Source organism: Chitinophaga niastensis, from assembly GCF_003014755.1.
Taxonomy (GTDB): Bacteria; Bacteroidota; Bacteroidia; order Chitinophagales; family Chitinophagaceae; genus Chitinophaga; species Chitinophaga niastensis.
Map to the genome: position 1 here is coordinate 777,830 of NZ_PYAW01000002.1, position 24,481 is coordinate 802,310.

Annotated in this window: 15 protein-coding genes; 14 read left to right on the forward strand and 1 reads right to left on the reverse strand. The window is 44.0% G+C overall.

Translation table 11 applies throughout. The features are described from left to right. The first annotated feature begins 217 nt into the window (after window positions 1-217). The 11 genes from CLV51_RS11860 to CLV51_RS11910 all read left to right on the forward strand — a co-directional run bounded on the left by CLV51_RS11860 (window position 218) and on the right by CLV51_RS11910 (window position 18,896). Entirely contained in the window at window positions 218-3,580 is a 3,363-nt protein-coding gene (locus CLV51_RS11860) for a TonB-dependent receptor (RefSeq protein WP_106528242.1), read from the forward strand. 21 nt (window positions 3,581-3,601) lie between these two features. Then, complete coding sequence (locus CLV51_RS11865; RefSeq protein WP_106528243.1) at window positions 3,602-5,164, forward strand: RagB/SusD family nutrient uptake outer membrane protein; 1,563 nt, start codon at window positions 3,602-3,604, stop codon at window positions 5,162-5,164. A gap of 255 nt (window positions 5,165-5,419) precedes the next feature. Then, the gene (locus CLV51_RS11870) at window positions 5,420-6,742 is read left to right on the forward strand and encodes a glycoside hydrolase family 30 protein (RefSeq protein WP_245898686.1); all 1,323 of its coding nucleotides are present in this window, start codon (window positions 5,420-5,422) and stop codon (window positions 6,740-6,742) included. Window positions 6,743-6,762: 20 nt separating this feature from the next. Then, the gene (locus CLV51_RS11875; RefSeq protein WP_106528809.1) at window positions 6,763-8,190 is read left to right on the forward strand and encodes a glycoside hydrolase family 30 protein; all 1,428 of its coding nucleotides are present in this window, start codon (window positions 6,763-6,765) and stop codon (window positions 8,188-8,190) included. Between the two features lie 143 nt (window positions 8,191-8,333). Then, window positions 8,334-8,885, forward strand: a complete 552-nt coding sequence (locus tag CLV51_RS11880) for an RNA polymerase sigma-70 factor (RefSeq protein ID WP_106528245.1) — start codon at window positions 8,334-8,336, stop codon at window positions 8,883-8,885. 65 nt (window positions 8,886-8,950) lie between these two features. Next, window positions 8,951-9,991 (forward strand): FecR family protein, encoded by a 1,041-nt coding sequence (locus CLV51_RS11885; RefSeq protein WP_106528246.1) that lies wholly within the window; start codon window positions 8,951-8,953, stop codon window positions 9,989-9,991. 240 nt (window positions 9,992-10,231) lie between these two features. After that, window positions 10,232-13,441 (forward strand): TonB-dependent receptor, encoded by a 3,210-nt coding sequence (locus CLV51_RS11890; RefSeq protein WP_158266980.1) that lies wholly within the window; start codon window positions 10,232-10,234, stop codon window positions 13,439-13,441. Window positions 13,442-13,446: 5 nt separating this feature from the next. Continuing rightward, on the forward strand, window positions 13,447-15,081 hold the full coding sequence (locus CLV51_RS11895; protein ID WP_106528248.1) for a RagB/SusD family nutrient uptake outer membrane protein: 1,635 nt from the start codon (window positions 13,447-13,449) through the stop codon (window positions 15,079-15,081). Window positions 15,082-15,093: 12 nt separating this feature from the next. Continuing rightward, window positions 15,094-17,754 (forward strand): GH116 family glycosyl-hydrolase, encoded by a 2,661-nt coding sequence (locus CLV51_RS11900; RefSeq protein WP_106528249.1) that lies wholly within the window; start codon window positions 15,094-15,096, stop codon window positions 17,752-17,754. Window positions 17,755-17,757: 3 nt separating this feature from the next. Further along, window positions 17,758-18,303, forward strand: coding sequence for a hypothetical protein (locus CLV51_RS11905; RefSeq protein WP_106528250.1), 546 nt, complete (start codon window positions 17,758-17,760; stop codon window positions 18,301-18,303). 35 nt (window positions 18,304-18,338) lie between these two features. Beyond that, window positions 18,339-18,896 carry a DUF1543 domain-containing protein gene (locus CLV51_RS11910; RefSeq protein ID WP_106528251.1) on the forward strand — a complete coding sequence of 186 codons (558 nt, stop codon included), beginning with the start codon at window positions 18,339-18,341 and terminating at the stop codon, window positions 18,894-18,896. Between the two features lie 47 nt (window positions 18,897-18,943). Here CLV51_RS11910 and CLV51_RS29435 read toward each other — a convergent pair whose 3' ends face one another. Further along, complete coding sequence (locus CLV51_RS29435) at window positions 18,944-19,153, reverse strand: hypothetical protein (RefSeq protein WP_158266981.1); 210 nt, start codon at window positions 19,151-19,153, stop codon at window positions 18,944-18,946. 272 nt (window positions 19,154-19,425) lie between these two features. Between CLV51_RS29435 and CLV51_RS11920 the strand changes: the two genes are divergently transcribed. The 3 genes from CLV51_RS11920 (at window position 19,426) to CLV51_RS11930 (ending at window position 24,481) form a co-directional block, all read left to right on the forward strand. Continuing rightward, the gene (locus CLV51_RS11920; protein ID WP_158266982.1) at window positions 19,426-19,980 is read left to right on the forward strand and encodes an RNA polymerase sigma-70 factor; all 555 of its coding nucleotides are present in this window, start codon (window positions 19,426-19,428) and stop codon (window positions 19,978-19,980) included. A 71-nt stretch (window positions 19,981-20,051) separates the two neighbouring features. Continuing rightward, window positions 20,052-21,017, forward strand: a complete 966-nt coding sequence (locus CLV51_RS11925) for a FecR family protein (protein WP_106528253.1) — start codon at window positions 20,052-20,054, stop codon at window positions 21,015-21,017. A 38-nt stretch (window positions 21,018-21,055) separates the two neighbouring features. Further along, the gene (locus CLV51_RS11930) at window positions 21,056-24,481 is read left to right on the forward strand and encodes a SusC/RagA family TonB-linked outer membrane protein (RefSeq protein ID WP_106528254.1); all 3,426 of its coding nucleotides are present in this window, start codon (window positions 21,056-21,058) and stop codon (window positions 24,479-24,481) included.

The following is a 24,481-nucleotide window of genomic DNA, read 5'->3' on the forward strand; positions in this document are numbered from 1 at the left end:
ACAACCGAATCAAGTTAGCCAGGAAAAGTGTTGCCCATAAAAAACCGGAAGTGCTCGCAACACCCCCGGTATGGTCTGGGCTTCCCTTAAAATTCCGTCCCTTTTTCGAAGAACGATTTACAAGTAAATTCCCAAACACTACAAAAGTATGCAATTAAACTTTAGTGGTATAGTTTCCTGTTCCCGGAAACTACTATCGACCAAAATGTTCTGCGTTATGAAAATGACCGCCTTTTTGCTTCTTACAGCTTGCCTGCATATCAGCGCAAAAGGATTGTCGCAGCAGATTACACTGTCAGAAAAAAATGCACCATTAAAAAAAGTGCTGAAAGAAGTGGCCCGCCAGGCGGGTATCTCTGTGGTGTATGATGAAACGTTGCTGTCAACATTCGCTCCTGTTAACATTGATGTGAAAAATGTCACGGTAAAGGAGGCAATGGATGTTTGCCTCAAAAATCAGCCGCTGGCTTATGTGATGGAGGGAAAACGTATTACGCTGGTAAATGTAATGCCAGAACGGGTCGCCGACTCCAGTATAACCGTTACAGGCAGGGTTGTTAATGAAACAAATGAGCCGGTTCCCGGTGCTACCATCCGTATACAGAACTCCTCTTTAGGCACAGCTGCCGATGGCAACGGTAAATTCACGATTAAGGTACCCAATAGCAAAAGTGTACTGATCGTTTCCTTTATTGGCTACGACAGCAAGACGGTTGCTATTTCAGGCAATACGCTGAATGTACAGCTGAAACCATCTCAGACTGCGCTCACAGAAACAGTGGTAGTAGGTTATGGTATTCAAAAGAAAAGTGTAGTCACCGGTGCTATCTCCAGCGTACGTGCCGCTGATATAGAATCGCAGCCGGTAACCCGCCTGGAGCAGGTGTTACAGGGCCGTACTTCCGGTTTAACGGTAGCTGCCAGCTCTGGCCAGCCTGGTTCTGCGTCCTCTGTACGTGTTAGGGGTATTACCTCTTTTAATAATAATAATCCGCTGTGGGTAGTAGATGGAGTAGTGGTAGACAACGGTGGTATTGGTTATCTGAACCAGTATGATATTGAATCTGTAGAAGTGCTGAAAGATGCAGCTTCCCAGGCTATCTATGGTGCGCGTGCAGCCGCCGGCGTTATACTGGTAACAACTAAAAAAGGAAAAGCAGGTAAAATGACTGTTAGCTATAATGGCTACTATGGCACTTCTGCACCTGCACATAAACTGAAATTACTGGACGCCACACAATATGCTACACTGAGAAATGAAGCGGTTACCAATGACGGCGGTACACCAGTATACGCTGATCCCAAATCATTTGGAAAGGGTACTGATTGGCAGGCACAGATTTTTAATAACCATGCCACTCGCCAGAACCATGAAATCAGCATCAGCGGCGGCAGTGAAAAATCTACTTTTTACACCTCCTTCGGTTTTCTTAAACAGGAAGGTATTGTAGCAAGTGCGATATCTAAATACGAGCGTGCTAATTTCCGTTTGAATACCACGCATAAAATTACACCATGGCTCACCTGGGGCGAGAACATAGGGTATGCTTATGATAAATCAACCGGTATTGGTAATACTAATAATGAATATGGCGGACCGTTAAGTTCAGCTATCAACCTGGATCCTATCACACCTGCTATAGAAACAGATCCTGCTTTGGCTGCCGGTGCACCTTATAAGGATAATGCAGTGAGAAGAGATGCTATGGGCCGTCCTTATGGTATCTCACCGGTAGTAGGTCAGGAGATCACCAATCCGCTGGCATATATCAGTACCCGTTTGGGTAACTATAACTGGTCGCATAACATCGTAGGTAATACCTACCTGGAAATGGAGCCTGTTAAAGGACTGAAGGTAAGATCTACTTTAGGAGCGAAGATCTCTTTCTGGGGAGATGAAACTTATACACCGATATCTTATCTGAACAGTTCTACGATTTCTCCGCGCACTTCCTTTGCGCGTGGTCAGCACCAGGGCTATAACTGGAACCTGGAAAATACGGTGTCCTATACAAAGAGTTTCGGACTGCATAATTTAACCTTGCTGGCTGGCCAGGGTGCTTATATGGAAAATCGTACAAAAGATGTTACGGTTACTTTCTATGATATTCCTGCTGATAATTTTGGCGATGCATCATTAAATTTTAAATCAGCACAAGCCAATCGTATATCTGATGGTAATGAAGGAATTGATCATCGTGTATCTTCCTTGTTTGGTCGTATTAACTATAACTATGGAGAGAAATATCTGGCAGAAGGTATTCTCCGCAGAGATGGATCTACCCGTTTTGGTCCTAATCACAAATATGGCGTTTTCCCTTCTTACTCACTGGGATGGGTAGCTTCCAAAGAAGGATTCTGGCCGGAGAATAAAGTGGTGGACTTCCTGAAATTCCGTGGTGGTTATGGTACAGTGGGTAGTGATGACATTGGTGATTTGGCTTACCTGGCCACTATCGGCAGCGGAAGAAACTACACTTTTGGTAATGGCGACGGAGAGAAATACCTGATCGGATATAGCCCTAATGCACCTTCTAATCCAGATCTGAAATGGGAATCTACCAGTCAGACCAATATTGGATTTGAAGCAACTGTATTGCGTAATATCACAGTTGCTTTTGACTGGTATAATAAAAAGACAAATGATATTTTACAAAAGCCCCGCATCCCTTACTACGTGGGTGCTATTGATAATCCTGCTGCCAACGTGGGAAGCATGAAAAACAGTGGTATAGAGCTGGAGTTAAACTATCATAATAAACTGGGAGAAGTAGAATTCTCAGCAGGTGGTAATGTGTCTTACATTAAAAATAAGGTAACGTTCCTGGGTAATGGTGTTAAGACTTTAGCAGATAAACAGGAGCGTTTCCAGGGCATGCCTGAAATTGTAAGAACAGAAGTAGGTCAGGCATTTAATTCTTTCTACGGTTATCAATCATTGGGCATCTTCCAGACACAACAGGATATCGACAATTATGTAGATAGTAAAGGAAATAAAATTCAGCCAAAAGCAAAACCAGGCGATTTCCGCTGGGCAGATCTGGATGGGGATGGTGTGATCACTGATAAGGACCGTACTTTTATTGGGAACCCAATGCCAAGCTGGACATATGGTGTAACTATCAGCGCTGCCTACAAAGGATTTGATATAGTTGTATTTGGACAGGGAGTTTCCGGTAACAAGATTTTCCAGGGATTGCGCCGTTTGGATATTACCAATGCCAACTGGCAAACCAAAGCGCTGGATCGCTGGACAGGTCCGGGCACGTCTAACGATAATCCAAGACTGACGGATCTCGATAAAAATAAAAACTATACTAACCCATCCAGCTTCTACCTGGAAGATGGCAGCTACTTCAGGATTAAAACTTTACAGATAGGTTATTCATTACCGGGTACTGTTACAAAGAGAATTGGTTTACAGAAAATACGTGTATACGTGATGAGCGAAAACCTGCTGACAATTACCAAATATACCGGCTATGATCCTGAGATTGGTGGTACCAACGCATTGAGCATCGACCGTGGTATTTATCCACAGGCACGTTCCTTCATGGGAGGTTTGAATGTTACTTTCTGATAATTTTAAAGCTGATTGAAAATGAAAAGAAAAAATTTCAAATATATACTGGCACTCGCCACAGGATTACAGTTGTTTAGTTCCTGCAGTAATAAATTCCTGGAAGTAGCACCTAAAGGAACTTTCCTTGAATCTAACTATTATCAGAACCAGGAACAGGCATTTAATGGACTAATAGCGGTATACGATGTTTTAGGCTGGCAGAGTAATGGCTTTGTTACAAAAGTGGGGGTATTAGATGCTGCTTCTGATGATCATTATGCCGGTGGCGGTGGTTCTTCAGATATCATGGCATTCCAGGTAATGACCAACTGGACAGTTACTCCTGCAACCGGCCCCCAGGAAGACTTGTGGAAGAAAGGTTTTGCAGGTATATTCCGTGCCAATACTTTGTTGGCTAAATTGCCCGGTGTACCAATGGATGATAACCTGAAAAAAAGATATGCAGCGGAGTGTAAACTGCTGCGGGCTTTTTACTTCTTTGACCTGGTGCGTTTCTTTAAGAACATCCCGATGCCTTTAACGCCTATCGCTACCGATAATATGTACAATGTATTACAGGTACCACCGGCAGATGTTTATAAACAAATTGAGACTGATTTAAAAGATGTTATTGCAGAAGTTAATCTGCCTGACCAGGTGGATCGCAGAAGTGAAGCCGGGCGTGTAACCAAAGGAACAGCACATGCTTTATTGGGTAAGGTATACCTGTATGAGCAGAAATGGGCGGAAGCGGCTGCTGAGTTCAAAGAAGTAAATGGCGAAACACCGGGCCAGTTAAATGCTAAATACGGTTACAACCTGGTACCTGATTTTGCTACACTCTGGAAGTCAGATGCTACTGCTAAGTTTAATTCTGAATCTATACTGGAAGTGGCCTTTAACTCCGTTTCAGGCGGTGTTTGGTCTGCAGTTGGCAGTACAGACGGCAATCTTTTAAACATCCAGACAGGCCCCAGGAATTACAAAAGAATAGCAGCAGATGCGCCAGATTATGTATCCGGCTGGAGCTTCCTGGTTATTACACCTGAATTGTTTAATGCTATACATTATGATCCGCGTTATAATGCTACGGTGTTGAATATGGATAGTCTTGTGAAAAATAATATTGCAACATATGATCCTAAGGCCGGTTACATGAACACGGGTTATTTCCTGAATAAATTTGCAGGCCGTGTATCTAACCAAAGCAAAGGTGGTGGTGCAACAGAGCTGAACTATCCGCAGAATCTTTATGAAATCCGCCTGGCAGATACTTACCTGATGGAAGCAGAAGCCCGTGTAAAAGCTGGTGAAGCCAGTGGTGCAGGCAGCCGCGCTTATGCATTACTGGGCGCTGTACGTGCCCGTGTTGGTTTAGGGCCGGTGCTGGCTACGCTCGATAATATCTTCAACGAAAGACGCCTGGAACTGGCAGGTGAAGGCCATCGCTTTTTTGATCTCGTAAGAACAGGTAAAGCTGCTGCAGTGCTTGGTGTTAGCAGAGGATTTGTTGCCGGTAAGAATGAAATTCTGCCTATTCCCCTACTGGAATTAGAGAATACTAAATTGGAGCAGAGCAAAGAATGGGGTGGAACAAAATAGTTTGTAAATTAATATCAACATAAAAAATCAGCATAATCATTTTAATCAGTATAATCCTGCGTAAGATAAATTTCCCTGCGCGAAGCGCAGGCGATTGTCTTACCCAGGATTACCCAGGATTATACTGATTAAAATGATTATGCTGATTATATTTTTTACTTTGTTATGATGAAAACAAGCCATTTTTTTTGCTGCCTTGCATTATTGGCAGGAAGTACACAACGGGTAAGCAGTCAACATAAAAAAACAGCTGTTGTGAGTTGTTGGTTAACTTCTCCCGATAAAACAATTGCGCTGCAAAAACAAACACCTGGTTTGCCCTTTACCAGTAAGGATAATGGATTCCCTACCATTAATGTAGATCCTTCCAAAACATTTCAAAGCATCGACGGATTTGGCTTTACGCTCACTGGCGGCAGCGCAACACTGATCAACAAATTACCTGCTGCGGCACAAAACGCTTTGTTAAAGGAACTGTTTTTAACAGCCGGCAACGGTATTGGTATCAGCTATCTTCGTTTGAGTATTGGCGCGTCCGATCTGAGTGCAGCTGTGTTTACTTATGATGATATGCCAGCCGGACAAACAGATCCGCAGCTGAAACATTTTAACATCGATAAAGAAAAAGAAGACCTGATTCCGGTGCTGAAAAAAATTGTAGCACTACAGCCACGTATAAAAATATTGGGATCTCCCTGGACGCCTCCTGCATGGATGAAGACGAACAACTCCTTTATTGGCGGTAGTTTGAAGCCGGAATATTATGCTGCTTATGCCAATTATTTTGTGAAATATATACAGGCTATGAAAGCAGCCGGTATTACGATAGATGCTATTACCATACAAAATGAGCCATTGCATCCGCGTAATAATCCAAGTATGCTCATGCTGGCACCTGATCAGGCGGAGTTTGTGAAAACTAACCTGGGTCCGGCTTTCAAGGCAGCCGGTATTGCTACAAAAATCATTTTGTATGATCATAACTGTGATAAGCCGGAGTATCCGCTGACTATCTTAAAAGATCCTGCTGCTTATCGTTTTGTAGATGGATCTGCCTTTCATTTGTATGGCGGCACTATAGATGCGTTGACCACTGTGCATAATCAATTTCCTGACAAAAATGTTTACTTCACTGAACAATGGTCAGATGGTAAAGGTAGTTTTGCCAATGAGCTGAAAAGTAATACCACCAGGCTTATTATAGGTGCTACCCGTAACTGGAGCCGTAATGTGCTGCAGTGGAATCTTGCTGCCGATGCACAATGGAATCCGCATACAGATCAGGGTGGTTGTTCACAATGCCTGGGAGGTATTACCATTGATGGTGCTGCTGTTTCCCGCAATTCCTCTTATTATGTAATAGGTCATGCCGCTAAATTTGTGCCGGCAGGTTCAGTAAGGATTGCCTCCGATATGCCTGCGCACCTGGATAATGTGGCGTTTCAAACGCCCGCAGGTAAAAAGGTATTGATAGTGGTGAATAATAATGCTGGTCCGCAATCATTTCAGATCAAAGTAAAAGATCAGCTGGTAGCTACTTCGCTGAATAGTGGTGCGGTAGGTACCTATATTTGGTAACACGTTAATGAATGATAGTTATGAAGCAATTAATTTTAACAGGTGCATGTCTGATTGCATTGTTAGTATCCGGATATAGTCAGCATAAAAAAGTGACTGTTATCACCACGGCACAAAATACGGAGCTGCGACTCACGCAAACGGCTACACTGGAATTTGCCCCCATGCCGCAACCGTTGGAAACAATGCCCTGCGTGTTTGTAGATACGAAAAAAAGCTTTCAGACATTTTTAGGGATAGGTGGCGCACTGACAGATGCCGCTGCAGAAACTTTCGCCAAATTGCCTGAAGACAAGCAACAGGAATTACTGAAGGCGTATTACAATGTTAATAACGGTATCGGCTATACGTTTTCAAGAACAAATATACAAAGTTGTGATTTCTCCAGTGATACGTATAGTTATGTAGCGGAGGGAGATTCAACGCTGAAAACTTTTAATGTGGATCACGACAAACAATTTCGTATTCCTTTTATCAAAGCAGCTATTGCTGCTGCCGGTGGGAAATTGCCACTGTTTGTAAGTCCGTGGAGCCCGCCGGCCTGGATGAAAGATAATAATAACGTGCTGCAGGGTGGTCATTTGTTAAAGAGATATTACCAGGCATGGGCTAATCACTATGTGAAATTTATCAACACTTATGAAGCACTTGGTATCCCGGTATGGGGGCTCAGTGTGCAGAATGAGCCTATGGCCACTCAGAAATGGGAGTCCTGTATTTTTACTGCTGAAGAAGAAAGAGATTTCATCAAAGGCTACCTGGGACCAACTTTAACGAAAGCCGGTATGAGCAATAAAAAACTCATAGCCTGGGATCATAACCGCGATTTAATGTATCAGCGCGCCAGTACTTTATTGCATGATAAAGAAGCCGCAAAGTATATCTGGGGTATTGGTTATCATTGGTATGAAACCTGGACGGGCAGCGAGATGCAGTTTCAGAATGAACGGTTAGTACACGAAGCTTTTCCTGATAAGCACCTGGTATTTACAGAAGGTTGTATTGAAAAATTTGATCTGAGTAAAGTACATGACTGGTTTATTGGAGAAAAATATGGCGCTTCTTTAATCGGCGATTTTAACGCCGGCACTGTTGCCTGGACAGACTGGAACATCCTGCTGGATGAACAGGGGGGCCCTAACCATGTAGGCAATTTCTGCTTTGCGCCGGTACATGCTGATACAAAGAACGGAACACTGATCTATACCAACGCCTACTATTATCTCGGTCATTTTTCCAAATATATCCGTCCGGGTGCTAAGCGTGTAGTCAGTTCTTCCAGCCGTTCCATGTTGCAGACGACGGCATTTGTTAATACAGATGGAAAGCTCGCTGTAATAGTGATGAATACAACAGATAAAGAAATTCCTTTTCATTTGTGGATGGACGGGCAAGCCGTTGCAACAAAGAGTTTACCGCATTCTATCAGTACGCTGATTGTGCAGTAGCATTATCTTTTAAATTAATTACTACCTCCGTTATCTCTTTATAAATATGGACCGGAGGTGGTAATTTCTTCACATTTTATAATCCTGCATTAACATCCCGGTTCAACCTTCACTAATTTATATATATTGCCCGTTCTCTCGTTATGATCGGCACGTGGCAGCAACATATAGCACTGAACAATGACAGTAATGCCTTTGAGGCATTATACCTGCACCTGATGCCCGGCCTTTCCCGTTTTGCGATCTCTTTTGTAAAAGATGCAGCTGCGGCTGAAGATATAGTAGCAGATATTTTTGCCGCTTTATGGGGAAACAGGAATGAGCTCCTGAAAATAGTAAATCTTAAAGTATACCTCTTTACCAGCGTGCGTAATGCCTGTATGAACTACCTGCAGAAACGCGACAGAATAACTTTCTATGCCTTTGAAGACATGGAAGTAGTACTGGAACCCCTGGTTACGCAGGCCAACCCGGAGCAGCAGTTAATTGCCGGTGAGATGGGCAGGGCCATGCAGCTTGCCATTGAAAAATTACCGGCTAAATGTAAGCTCATCTTCAAGCTGGCGAAAGAAGAAAAGCTGAAGTATAAAGAAATTGCTGTCATTCTCAATATCTCCGTCCGCACCATTGATAGCCAGGTAGCCATTGCGTTACAGCGCATTCACGAGGCAGTTGTTATGCATCTTGTAAAATAATTTTCATTCCCTTTAGGTGATTTCATGAGTTGTTTTGTCTTATCTACAGGACGAACAAAATTTTAATGTCAATTCAACGATACTGGATATTAACTGCACGTAAACTCAATGGTGAGGCTACCCCCGATGAACTGTCGGAGTTGGCTGCGTTGTCTGCTATTCATGAAGATAAGGCCCGCCTGGGGGATATATTGGAGCATGCCTGGCAAGAGGAAGAGTGCCCGGCAACAGGAGAAGAACAACAGCGTTTACTGGCTTTGTTACAAAAAAGATTACCGGCATCAGCGGCCCCCCCACATGAAGAAATAGCAGCTCCATCTCAAAAGTGGCGCTGGCAGCTGGTATTGGCAGGCAGTATGATCATATTGCTGGTGGCCGGCGGCTTTTTCCTGTTTACAAAAAAACATAAGACAACGGCCGTACATGAAGTACTGGCCAATCGTGGTACACGTACCCAGGTAACCTTGCCGGATGGTACACTGGTATGGTTGAATGCCGGCAGTAAGCTGGTTTACGATGACGACTACGGTCACCGCAAACGTATACTACAGCTGGAAGGCGAGGCTTTTTTTGAGGTAACAGCACAGGCGGGAATACCTTTTGAAGTACGCGTGAAAGATGCTACGGTAAGAGTGTTAGGCACATCTTTCAACCTGCGGGCATATCCGGAGGAGTCTGTTGTGGAAACGGCATTGATCAGCGGCAGTGTGCAACTGCAATACCAGCAGGCAAATGCCCCACACCAGGCATTGCTGAAGCCTATGCAGAAAATTATTCTCACGCGCAATAAAGAGATGCCAACCAGTTTTACGCCGCTATGGGTGCAACTGGAAAACGGTAAAAAGACAACCGTAAAAGAGATTGCATGGAAAGACAATACCCTTTCTTTTGACGCAGAATCCTTTTCCAGCCTGGCTACCCGGCTGGAAAGATGGTATAATATAAAAGTGATTTTTAAGAATGAACAATTAAAAAAACTGGAATTTTCCGGTAGTATAAAAGGAGAACAGATAAAGGAGGTAATGACTGTATTAAGCCGTTCGTCCGGACGGTTTGCCTACCATTACGATCAGGCCAACAGAACCTTGACAATCAGTAGTAAATAATTTCACAACCAAAATGAAGTCCGTTATGAACAAGTCACGAGCGTAATTCCATTAAAAAGGGGAGAATGGTTCCAGCATTCCCCCCAGAATTAGTTATCAGAAACAGACATCCTTGCTTGGTAAGGAAAGGGGTGTCTATTGCCTTCAACAATCCAATACAAACTTATGAAAAATGACTACAGGAAACAAAGGTCATTATACCGGCCTTTTTTCCACAAGTGCTTGCGAATTATGAAAGTAATGGCTGTATTAATCATGGTGGCCGTGCTGCAGGTGCAGGCGTCTACCGTGTTCTCGCAAAAAAAACTGAATATGGATGTGAAGAACGTTCATCTCAAAGAGGTGCTGCGGTTGATCATGGAGCAAACGGAGTATCGTTTGTTTTATAATGATAACACGCTGCCTGATAACAAAATGGTGAGCCTCCATGCAAAAAATGCATCCCTGGAAGAGGTGCTGAAAACCGCGCTCACAGGCACCGGGTTCAGGTATGAGATACGTCCGTCCGGACTGGTACTCATAGAACCAGGTGTGCAGGCACAAAACATGATTACCGTCACAGGTGTAGTGGCAGACGCTTCCGGCCTGCCTTTGCCCGGCGTAACGGTGCTGCAGAAAAATACTAACAAAGGCGCATTAACCAACGATAAAGGCGTATATACGTTAACGGTAGATGGAGATGCGATACTCACCTTCTCCCTGATTGGTTTTACGCCACAGGATATTCCGGTTAACAACCGCACTACGCTGGATGTAACACTGCGTACAGCTACCAGCAACCTTGACCAGGTAGTAGTAGTTGGTTACGGTACACAGAAGAAAGCCAACCTCACCGGTGCAGTAGGTACCGTGAATGTGGCACAGGCGTTTAAGTCCAGGCCCGTTACCAATGCACAGGAACTACTGGCTGGTACCGTGCCCGGATTAAATGTGAGCAAAGGCTCTGGTGCAGTAGGTTCCGGTGCGAGTATCAACATCCGCGGTACTGCTACCATTGGTGGCAGCTCCGGCGTACTCACACTGATAGACGGCATTCCCGGCAATATCAATACCCTCAACCCCAACGATATTGCCAGCGTATCTGTATTAAAAGATGCTGCCAGCGCAGCTATATACGGATCGCGTGCAGCCAATGGCGTTATACTGATCACTACTAAAAAAGGACAGGCAGGCAGCAAACCGGCTGTGGATGTATCTTCCAGCGTAGGCGTACAGCAGCCGCAATTCCGGCTCGACTTTGTAGGCGCCGCAGACTATATGAAATTATGGGATGCAGCATTGGTAAATGATGGCAAAGCACCGGTGTATGGTCAGCAGGGACAGGACGACCTCAAAGCAGGTAAGATCCCTGATAACAGATGGTATAAAGACATCTACAAAAAAAATACCGTCATCAATAACAACTACGTATCTGTAGCAGGACAAAAAGATGATATTACCTATCGCCTCTCCGGTTCCTACGATTACCAGGATGGTACCTTGCCTAACAACGACTATCGCCGTTATACCGTAAGGCCGGATATGACTATTAAAGTTACCCGTAACGTATCTGTATCTGCCAATATTCAGTACACAGAAACGCAGATTACAGAGCCGCAGGGCGGTACTACAGGTTGGCAAAGCCAGGCTGCGCGCATCTCTCCCATCTCTCCCATTACATCTGCCACCGGTCAGTATGGCCTGGGTTCTTCTATGGCAGGTAATCCTATTGCAGGTGTGAACGAGGGTGGTGCCAATAAAAATAAAGTGAAGGAATTGATGGGTATTTTTGACATCACCTATACACCCGCTAAAAACTGGAATATCAAAGGCAGCTACGCCAGGTATAGTTATGATAGCTGGAGTAGCAGCCGCCTTAATACTTACAACCTCTACGATGATCAGGGAAATATTGCTGCTGTAAAAAATCAGGTTAATAACCTGACGAATAGCGCCAGCTCCAGTTACCGCAATACATTGCAGTTGATCACTGATTATTCCCTGAGTATGGGGTTGCATCATTTTAAAGGGTTAGCAGGTTTCTCACAGGAATTGTATAATAATAATAACTTTTTTGCTTCCAGGGATGGAATGCCATTTGATAACGTGAATGTATTGGATATAGGCACCCTCAATAAACAAAATGGAGGCAGTGCCAGCGAAGTGGCTATTCAATCCGTTTTTGGCAGATTAAATTATGACTACGACGGCAAATATCTGCTGGAAGCAAATGTGCGGGGAGACGGCTCATCCCGTTTTGCACCTGGTCACCGTTGGGGCATATTTCCTTCCTTTTCAGCGGGATGGAATATTCATCGCGAAAATTTTATAAAGGATCATTTTAATTGGATATCAGCATTAAAATTAAGAGCATCCTGGGGGATATTGGGTGATGCGGAAAAAGTGGGGTATTATCCCACTGCGCAGGTACTTACTTTTGTACCTAATATTTATGGTTTCAATAGCGCGATTGCACCAGGTGCTTACAGCGAAACGGCTGTGAATCCAAATCTTTCCTGGGAAGAAGCTAAACTTGGCAACATCGGACTGGATGCAGGTTTCCTGGATAATAAAGTGGGTTTCACTATTGATTATTTTATTAACAACAGAACTAAAATATTATACCAGGCACCGGTGTCGTTGGAATTTGGCCTGAATGCTCCTTACAGCAATTTGCTGAGTATGCAGAATAAAGGACTGGAAGTATTGTTGTATTATAAAGATAAACAGGGAGATTTTAACTGGGGTGTAAATGCTAATGCGAGCTATTCGAAAAATAAAATAACAAACCTGGCAGGTACCGGCCCGTGGATCGGATCAAATAATTATACCGCAGAGGGCGCGCAATACCAGGTGCCATACGGCTTGCAAGCCATCGGTCTTTTTCAGAGTGCAGATGAAATAGCAAAAAGCCCAAATCAGGGACCAAATATTTTCCCCGGAAATATCAAATATAAAGATCAGAATAATGATGGAAAGATAGATGGTAACGATCGCGTGGTATTGAACACCAAAGTGCCTATACGCTTTGCTTTGAACCTGAATGCAGGTTGGAAAAATTTTGATTTCTCCGCCAACATATATGGTACGGTAAATACATATCGTTATATCAGCGGTTACGAAGGCTGGGCATTTTATCTTTCACAAAACGCCAGACCTATGCACCTGGATGCATGGACGCCGGAAAACCCTCATGCCAGCTACCCGCGCCTGTCTATACAATATACCTCCAACGACACAAAATATTCCAGCTACTGGTTGCGTAAAGCAGATTATCTGAAACTGCAGAATATGCAGCTGGGCTACACTTTGCCGAAGCGAGCATTGGATCGTTTAAAGATCAATTACCTGCGGGTGTATGTATCCGGACAGAACTTAGCCACCTTCAGCGGTTATGCCGGCTTTGATCCGGAAGGCGGGTATTATCCGCTGTCAAAAACATGGGCTTTTGGTGTGAACTTAAAATTCTGATAATTATGAAAAAGATCTGCATATATATAATTTTTACAGCGGCAGTACTCCTGCAAGGCTGTTCCAAATACTTAGACAGAACCCCGTTAGCACAGGCTACTTCAGATAATTTCTGGAAAACAGCTGCAGATGCGGAGAAGGGAGTAAATGCATTGTATCCTACATTGCCCGATAGCCGTGATTTCTGGCGCGATTGCAGCAGTGATAATTCCGTGATGACCAACGCCTGGGGCGAAGGCGGTATGGGCTATATCTGCCAGGGTAGCCAGTCTGCCGCTGACGGATATATTAAGGAAGAATGGCGTTACGACTTCATCAACCGCTCTCTGAATTGTATTGATAAGCTAAATGGTATGAACATTGATGCCGTGAAGAAAAAACAATACATGGGAGAAGCCCGCTTTATACTGGCCATGCGCTATTTCCGTATGGTGAAGATCTACGGAGATATTCCGCTGATCAAAGAGAAGCCTGTCAGCATTGAAGCATCGGCAGTAGCTAAAAGCCCTAAACAGGATGTGCTGGATTATGTGATAAAGAATGTAGATACCGCTATTACGTTGTTACCGGATGCTTATTCCGGCGCTAATACCGGTCGTATCAACAAGGCCGCAGCTATGATGTTACGGGCAGATGTATACCTGTACATGGCCAGCTATAAAAAATTCCATGAAGGTAAAGATGATGCCAACCTCTGGAAAGAAGCGGCGAAATCAGCGCAGGAAGTAGTATCTACCGGGTCGTATAGTTTGGAAAGTGATTATGCTTATCTCTTTAAACATGAATCCAACAACAATAATAAAGAAGTAATACTGGCCTTTCAGTATATTCAGAATGAAACAACGAATATGTTACCAGTGCTGGCATTACCAACGGGTTGTTCTATTACAGGAGAAGGTTGGGCTAGTTTTTGCCCTACCCGCGATCTGGTAGACTCCTATGAGTGCACAGATGGAAAAAACATACAGTCGTCACCGTTATATAGCAAAGCCAATCCCTGGGATAACCGCGACGGTCGTTTAAAGAAAACGTTCCTGCTGCCGGGCGTACCTTGTCTGCGTCCTGATGGCTCCTACAAGCCTTACGAGCCGCATCCTGCCTACAATATGCCCGAAAAAATGAATAACGAAGGTGGTGGCTTAACCGGTTTCATGTATCTCAAATTTGCAGAGCCTGATAATCCTAATCCGGAGAATGCTTATATGAATTTTCCGTTATACCGGTATGCAGAAACACTGCTTATATTAGCAGAAGCGCTGAATGAATATGATCCGGGTAATGCACAGATTGTAACGGCTATGAACCTGGTAAGGGCCCGTGCGGGCTTACCGGGTGTAGATGCATTGCTGGGTAACCAGGCAGCCATGCAGGATAAGATCCGGGAAGAGCGCCGCCACGAATTTGTAGCAGAGCATAAAAGATATTTTGATATTTTACGTTGGAAGACTGCCGAAATAGTGCTGAATAAACCGGCATACGGTATTAATCAGAATGAAAAAGCAGCGATAGGAGACTGGACACAACCGGCTTTTAAAGCACAGGACAGAACGTTTAATCCGCTGAAACATTATACCTGGCCTATTCCACAGGAGGCCCTTGATAAAAATAAAAATCTAACACAAACCAGTTCGTGGAAATAAAAATAGAACGTTATGGCAATTGAACGGAGGAAGTTTTTAAGGAATGTAGGCTTAACCATGGCAGGTGCATTTTCTGTGCGCCTGCCCGTGGTAGGGCGCGCAATAGCTGATAACAACAGCTGGCTGATGACCACAAAACAACCGGATGCTGCCTGGATGGCGTCTTTGTATGAACGCGGTAAAGTAACTACGTACCTTAAAAGCAAAAACGAGTTACAATACATCGGCATGCCTGTTGGTGGCATTCAGTGCGGTACCGTGTACCTGGGGGGCGACGGCCGCTTGTGGTTATGGGATATCTTCAATAAAAACCAGGAAGGCATTGAGCCCAAAGAGGTAACCTGGAATGCAGATGTGTTGGGTGGCGGAAAAAAAGTACGTTCCCGCGATGGTGCCTGTTACATTGCACCATCTAAAAATATACGCCCGTTAGATCAGGGATTTGCGTTACAGTTGACCTACGGCGATAAAACCATCATCCGCAAATTTGATGAAGCCAGTTGGCCGGAAATCAGCTTTGAAGCTACGTATCCGATGGCCACCGTTCATTACATAGATCCTGCGCTTCCGGTAGAAATAACGATGGAAGCGTTTTCTCCTTTTATTCCACTGAATGAAGATGACTCTGGTTTGCCTGTAACCATCCTGTCTTACAAAATAAAAAATACGGGCACTGTACCGGTTACCGCTGCCATTATGGGCTGGCTGGAAAATAAGGTCGCTATCGAAAGTGCTACCGATGCATTGCATGAGCGGGTGAATACGGCGGTAAATGAAAAAGGCTGGCAAGGCGTAAGTGCCACGGTACGTGTTAAAACCGGCGATAGCAGCGACTTTGAAAAGAAAGCAGATTATGGTAATCTTTGTCTCGCTGCCTTCAGCAATAAAGCTACCGTTGGTACCATAATGGCTGAAGGTGAGCTCACCGCAGCTCATTTTAAATTGCCGGTGTCAAAACAAACCGTAAGGGGTATAAAAGAAAAATTAACGGCTACCGTTACCACGCGCAATAACATACTACCGGGAAAGACTATACGAACAGACTTTGCCATCAGCTGGTACTTTCCTAACCTGCATTTTAAAGATATACAGGGTGAAGGGCGCTACTATGCCAATAAATTTGCAGATGCTGCTGCCGTGATCAGCTATGTACAACAAAATTATGTCCGGTTAAGCCATGAGAGCCGTTTGTGGAAAGATACCTGGTATGATGCCTCGCTGCCATGGTGGTTCATGGAGCGTACTTTTCTTAATATCTCCACGCTGGCTACCACCACTACGCATCGTTTCCGCTCCGGCCGTTTTTATGCCTGGGAAGGTGTAGGCGCCTGCGAAGGTACCTGCACACACGTATGGCAATATGCACAGGCGGTAGGCCGCATCTTTCCTGCATTGGAAAGAGATACCCGGCAACGGGTAGACCTGGGTATTGCACTCCTGCCGGATGGTGGTATTTTATTCAGGGGAGAAGCAGAAAAACGCCCCGCTATCGACGGACAAGCAGGCACCGTGCTGCGCATTTACCGGGAGCACCAGATGAGCCGGGATGCTGCTTTCCTGCAGCAGAACTGGCCTAATATTAAAAAGGCTACGCAGTTCATTATTAACCAGGATCGCAACGGCGACGGCATGGAAGACACACCGATGGAAAACACATTGGATGCGGTATGGGATGGTGAAATAGCATGGATAGTAGGATTGTGTATTGCAGCAGTGCAGGCAGGCGCACTGATGGCTATGGAAGTAAACGATACTGCTTTTGCCAATGTCTGCAAAACATATGTGGATAAGGGGCGGAAGAATATGGAATCACAATTGTTTAACGGCGAATACTTCATTCATCAACCGGATAAAGTGAAAGGAAGATCTGTGATCGGCTCTTATAATACTTGCCATATTGACCAGGTATATGGCCAGAGCTGGGCGTTTCAGGTGGGTATGGACCGTATCATTGACAAAGAAAAAACAGTATCCGCACTGCGTGCTTTATGGAAATATAACTACATGAAGGATGTAGGCCCTTATGTTGCAACGCATCCCGGAGGAAGGCCGTATGCACTCCCCGGAGAAGCAGGGATGATCATGAATACCAATCCGCGTAAGGAAGAATTTCCTTTTGGTGTAAAAGATGCATGGCAGCTGGGTTATTTCAATGAATGCATGACCGGCTTTGAACACCAGGTAGCCGCGCATATGATGGCAGAAGGCATGACAGATGAAGCACTCACGCTCACCCGTGCAGTACATGACCGTTATCATGCATTTAAGCGCAATCCTTTTAATGAAATAGAGTGCAGCGATCACTATGCCCGTGCTATGGCCAGTTACGGCACATTTGTAACGGCATGTGGTTTTGAATACCATGGACCCAAAGGCTACATTGGTTTTGCTCCTGCTATGAATAAAGAAAATTTTAAAGCTCCTTTTGTAACTGCAGAAGGGTGGGGCACTTATACGCAACAGGGTGGCAGTCATACGTTGCAGCTGAAGTACGGCGCGTTGTCTTTACAAACATTGCGCTTTCAAAAGACAGGTGCAAAACAGGTGACAGTAATTATTGATCATAAAAAAATGCCGGCTTCTTTTAAAGAAGAAAATGGTTTTGTTACTATTCAGCTGGATACTGCTACCCGCATTGTCGCTGGTAATTCTCTTCACATCACAATTGTATAACAGATGAAAAAATATTTTCACATAGCCGTTGCCGTTATAGGTCTGTTTTCCTGCAGACAGGAAAGCAAGCCTATGGCTGCAATGAGTACTACTGCCTGGCAGTCGCAACTGGACAGCCTGTTGCCCCTGCTGGGGCATCGTAACTGGATTATTGTGGCCGATAAAGCCTTTCCGCTGCAATCAGCTACGGGCATGGTCTACATTAATACAAACGCTTCCCTGCCGGAAGTAGTGGACTACACCATTAAAAAACTGGGCGCCGGCACACATGTGAGCCCGATCCTGTATACAGATAAGGAGTTGGCCTACATTCCCGGTGCGGAGCATTATCGCGACACGCTGCAAAGTATTTTTAAAGGATACAACGTGCAATCATTGCTGCATGATTCTGTATTTGCCAAAATGGATAAAACGGCGAGCCTTTTTAAAGTGGTGGTATTGAAAACAAATACTACCATTGCTTATTCTTCTGTATTTATCAATCTTGATTGTAAATACTGGAGTGCTGCAAAAGAACAACAGTTGCGGGCAGCCATGAAGGGGAATTAGAAAATACTGTATCTTCCGCTCCATAAATAATAAAAATGGAGCAGTTAAAATTATTCATGTTGCTGCTGGGATGTAAGCCAGATGGGCGTCATACGGAGCAACATGATGTATTCTTTGGCATTGGATACAAGCTTAGTGATCTTATCCCTGATATAAAAGTTTTCTGGCCGGAAGCCCAGGGTAAATTACATATTGATGGCTGGCGGGAAGTAAATTTTGTAGAAAATTATCACATTACAGTTGTAGAGAAAACTGCTGTGCTGACTAACCCGGAACAATTATATTTTCTCAACCTGGGTGGTTACAAACCGAATGAGATGGAAGAGTTTCATTACAAAATACTCAGCGTGAATAAGGATATCGGTGAGGCCATCCGGGCATCAAAAGAAACGACCTTTTTTAAGCACACCACTTTTGATGATGCTACTTCTCATGTAGATGATAAATATGGTGTGGATGTAGATGATATCTATCCTATAAAAGATATTTTACCAGCGTATCTGAAAGAGAAATATCAGCTGCAGATTATGCCGGCAGCTGAAACAACAACAGACACGCTTCATCTCGGTTATTTTCAGTTAAGTAAAATATAAACACAGCAAGGGCGCTGGCTTACCAGAGCCCTTGCTGTATTACAGTTTCAGGGAATGTCTTCGCCTTCCTCTTCCTCTTCGGCTTCTTCTTCATCGCTGTCTTCCAGTTCTACATCTTCTTCCTCTTCATCCTCTTCTTCCAGGTCATCAGACACCTGGTCTACTCCCTCATTGTCGCTTTCGTCTTCTGTTTGAGGAACATAGCCGGTTCCGCGTTTAGGATCAACGGCGAGTGCTGCCAGAGCTTGCATTTCCATAAATTAAAATTTAGGGTTTAAGATGATGTGTCAAATTAAGGAAAACAACAACTGCGCCATCACGGTAATTGTTAATTAACAATGAGATAAGAAAGGAGGTACTGCGATATAAGTACACAAACAGGGGAGGCACGGTGCTTTTTCTTAGTACTATTTTCTCCCTTTCATTTGCTATTTTCTCATAAGACCCTATTCACCACGACTTTCTTGCTAGTTGGTGAAAAAATAATTTAATTTGGTAATAGCACTTTATGAATGTAATTCCAGCGACAATGGAGCAACTAACAGACGATGAGCTGGTGCATTTACTTATACAGGACAATGAACCTGCCTTTCGGCAATTGTACACGCGATATTGGAAAAAGTTACTGATCAAAGCCTACACACAACTGCAATCACATGCAGACGCGGAGGAATTGGTACAGGATGTTTTTGTCAGTATCTGGCACCGTCGCCATACTATTCAACTGAAATATAGTTTCCACACTTACATCTCTGCTATTACCCGCTATAAAATATATGAACGTATTGCAGCGAATAATAAAGCGCCTCACATAGAAACAGCAGAACATTGTATGGTGGTGGATAACACCACCCAGCAATGGCTGGATTTTTCCGCTTTAAAAAGCCATATAGAAGATGCTGTTGGTACCCTGCCTGAAAAATGTCAGCTTGTTTTTCGCCTGAGCCGGGAACAGGGATTGACAGAAAAACAGATCGCACAAACGTTGGGCATCTCCCATAAAACAGTAGAATCGCATATGCGTAAAGCATTGCGTGTGCTACGGGGGGCGGTAGGTCATTTCCGTATCTTCTCCTTTCTCTGAAAAAAATATTTTTTTAACGCGTAAGGGTAAGCCTCACTTTTTACCCACTATATAATTCAAAGGGCATTGATATGCAGCCACAGCTACCTGATGAGATAAAACAATTAGCCGATAAATGGCTGCAGGGTACGATCACCGTCGAAGAGCGTGCCGTGTTGGATGCCTGGTATCAACAGCAGCCTGCCGATGAGGTAGTATGGGAGTCTGGTGACAGCGACGAAGCAGGCATGGAAGCCCGTTTATATGCGGATATTGCCAATAAGTTGCAGCCGGCAAAGACTTACCACATAAAACAGTGGGTCCGGGCAGCAGCTGTACTGGCGCTCATATTGACAGGCTGGTGGAGTAAGCATATTTATGAAGAAAAGTACAGCACGGTAATAGTATCCAATACCAGGGGTATTAAAAAGATGTTTCTGCCAGACAGCAGCATCGTTTGGCTAAAAGGTAACAGCAGCCTTACTTTTACCCGCAGCTTTGGAAAAAAGAACCGCGTAGTACAATTGCAGGGAGAAGGTTTGTTTGAGATTGCAAAAGATCCGGCACATCCTTTTATTGTGAATACGGGAGCATATACGACGCGTGTACTGGGCACCAGCTTTAATATTAAAGAAGAAACCAGTAAAAGCGCTTTTGAATTACTTGTGTTAACAGGTAAAGTACAGATAGAAAAGAAGAACAATAGCGATAAGCAACATCCATTGCTTGTTACCCCGGATTATCAGTTCATGAGCAGCGATCAGCAAACGCCTGTGTTAAGTAAGGCCAGCAATGCCACAAGGGCAGCAACAATGACAGGCACAGAATATGATATGAACTTTAACAGAACACCCTTCCCGGAAATTATGCAACGGGTAGAAAATAAGTTTGATGTAAAATTTGCCGGCAGTTATGCAGCGTTCGAGCAATGTAAAGTAACCGCTGATATCACAGATCAATCATTATCAAATTCACTAAAGCTTTTGACGATGGCCGTGAATGCCAACTATCACCTGAACAATGGAATCATCACCGTAACAGGTAGCGGATGTAAATAACCACGTATTTTATTATTTCAACTCAACCAAAAAGTTACATGAAAAAATGTAAAGGGGAATGCTTTGCCCGCAAGGCATCGGACAAACCATTTTTCGTAAATGAAAAACTATTCCGGTCACTTAAAAATGGAATTATGCGTTTTACAGCTTTACCATTGCTGCTTGTGATGCTGGCCGTATCTCTGGTCTGGGCAAGCCCCGGCGCCGGTCAAAATACACTCGACAAAAAAGTGAGTGCCTCTTTCAACAGCACACCACTGGATGCTGCACTGAAAGAGTTAAGTAAAAAAGCAGGTGTACGTTTTGTTTACAACGACCAGCTGCTGGAAAAAAGCCAACCCGTTACTGCCAGCTTTCGTGAAGTAACACTGAAGCAGGTATTAACTACCCTGCTGCCGGTTAACCAGGTAAGCATTGAAGTAGTAGACGATAAGTTTATTATCCTGAAAGTAAAGACTGTTGAGCATCTGGCGCCCATTACGATGAATACTGCGCCGGCAGCTTTGCTGGCAGATACTTTCACCGTAAAGGGTATTGTAAAGGATAAAGATGGTAACCCCATACCAGGCGTGTCTATCGGCGTAAAAAAAACAGGTAAAGGTACCAGTACCGATGCACAGGGTCGTTTTGTATTAAAAATAAATACAGGCGAAACACTGGATTGCAGTATGGTAGGTTATCAACCTTACACTGTACAACCCACACCAGGCGGGCCATTGCAGATAGTGCTGGAATCAGCAGTATCTAACCTGGAAGACGTAGTGATAGTAGGTTATGGCACTACCCGTAAAAAAGACCTGACCGGCGCTATCACCACTGTTAAAAGTGATGCGATCAAAAATGTACCGGTAACGCGTGTAGACCAGATGCTGCAAGGTAAAGCGGCGGGTGTACAAATTACTTCTATCAGCGGAGCACCGGGCACGGGAACGTCTATACGTATTCGTGGCGGTAACTCCATTAATGCAGGTAACGAACCATTGTATGTGATTGATGGCCTCATCGGTGCCGGTGATCGCAACCTGATTAACCCGGAAGATATTGAATCCATCCAGATACTGAAAGATGCTTCTGCTACTGCTATCTATGGTGCAAGAGGTGCTAACGGCGTTATTATTGTAACTACTAAATCAGGGAAAAGCGGAGAAGATAAGATCAATGTAAATGTATATAACGGATGGCAGCAGGTACCTAAATACATTGATATGATGGGCGCATCCGATTATGCAAAGCTGGCAAACGAAAGTTCGCTGGATAATGGAGGCCCTGTCCTGTATAATAATCCTGATTCGCTTGGCCGTGGAACCGACTGGCAGCGCGCTGTTTCAAGAGTTGCCACCATGCAGAACATCGCACTGAGCGCAGCAGGGGGTAAAGACAACTACCACTACTTTTTATCCGGTAACTATTTAAACCAGGATGGTATTGTAATCAATTCAGGATTTAAACGTTATCAGTTGCGGGTGAATCTGGATAAAGATGTGAAGAAGAACGTGAAAGTGGGTACTATCCTCAATATCGGCAGATCAGAAATTAAGAACAATACCGTATCGCTGGGTGGACAGGCGTATGATCAGTCTGCACTGGCTTTTAATCCTGCATCTAATATTTATAATGCAGATGGTTCTTTTGCCAGCAAAAAGCCCAACGATCCGCAGGTGTATGATAACCCGGTGGCACAGGGCACGCTTCCGCTGAATAATACGATCAGCAATAATATCATTGGTAATGTGTATGTGCAATGGCAATTGATACCCGGTCTTACTTTCAAATCTATCTTTGGTACAGAAATGAATTTTGTGAAGAAGAATGCATATACCCCCGGCACTATGCCAACGCGGGCCAATGCTAATGCGGGAGGCCTTGCCAGTGCTGCAGCCAGGAATACATTGATGTGGTTAAGTGAAAACACACTCACCTATGATAAACAATTAGGGAAAGACCATCATATCAGCATACTGGGTGGTACTACCTATCAGACTTCCACTACTGACACACTAAGTGCCGGTGGTGATAAATATTCAAATGATATATTTCAATACAATAATCTCGGTGCAACAGATAGAACCACTTACGCTATTGGTTCACAATATGAGCAGTTCACCATTATCTCTTTTTTAGGAAGAATCAATTATAGTTATAAAGAGAAATATCTTTTCACCTTAACAGGCAGATCAGATGGCGCTTCCCGTTTTGCGGAAAATCATAAGTATGCATTTTTCCCTGCAGCTGCTGTTGCCTGGCGCATGGGGGATGAACCTTTTATCCGTAACCTCAATGTGTTTGATAACCTGAAACTGCGTGCCAGCTATGGTTACAACGGCAACCAGGGTATTGCTACCTACTCCTCTTTACCGGCATTAAGTGCAAAAAGCGGATTTATTATTGGTGGAAAACCAATTCTTGGTTATACCCAAACACAATTGCCTAACCCTAATTTAAAATGGGAAACTACCCGTCAGTTTGATATGGGACTGGAAGCAGGATTCCTGAAAGGAAAGATCAGTGTGGAAGTAGATTACTATAACAAACGCACCAAAGATTTGCTGTTGAGCCAGCAGTTAGCTACACAAACGGGCTTCACCAGCAAAGTTACCAATGTAGGTGCAGTAGAAAACAAAGGGATTGAATTGTTGATCAATACACAAAATATCTCTCATAAAAATTTCAGTTGGGAAACCTCTTTTAATATTTCCGGTAACCGTAGCAAGGTGGTAGACCTGGGTGGTGTAGAAAGTTTTGATATGGCAGGTATTGACTTTGGTGGATATAGTACCGTAAGCAAATTGCAGGTGGGTCAGCCTGTAGGTACTTTCTGGGGAGCTACCTATTATGGTGTAAGAAAAACCAACGACGTGCCCAAAGGCGCTGTAGATCCCAATCCTAACCCTAAGTTGGGTGATCCTTTGTACGTAGACAGGAATGGTGATGGTAAATTTGGCCAGGAAGACCTGAGCGTAATTGGTAATGGGAGCCCCAAATTTTTTGGTGGTATCGGTAATACTTTTCGGTATAAAAACTTCTCGTTTAATTTTTACCTGCAGGGAACTTATGGTAATGATGTGATGAACCTGGCAGATGATTTTTACAAAACAGGTGATCCGCTTACCAATCAGTATGCAATGATCAAAGACAGATGGTCGCCGGCAAACCCGAATTCCAATATTCCCCGTGTGAATTCAAGGAACTATATTCCTTCTACCATGTGGGTGTATAATGGCTCTTTCCTGCGGCTGAAATCAGTGAACCTGGGTTATACTATTACCGGTGCGCAAATGCACAGCAATTGGATCAATAACCTGAATGTATATGTAACAGCTACTAACCTGTTCCTGATTTCCAATTATCCTTATTTCGATCCGGAAACCAATTCATATGGCACCAGTTCCACTTTACGCGGGTTTGATAATACCAACTATCCGCAAAACAGAACGTATGCTATTGGTGTGAATCTGACCCTTTAA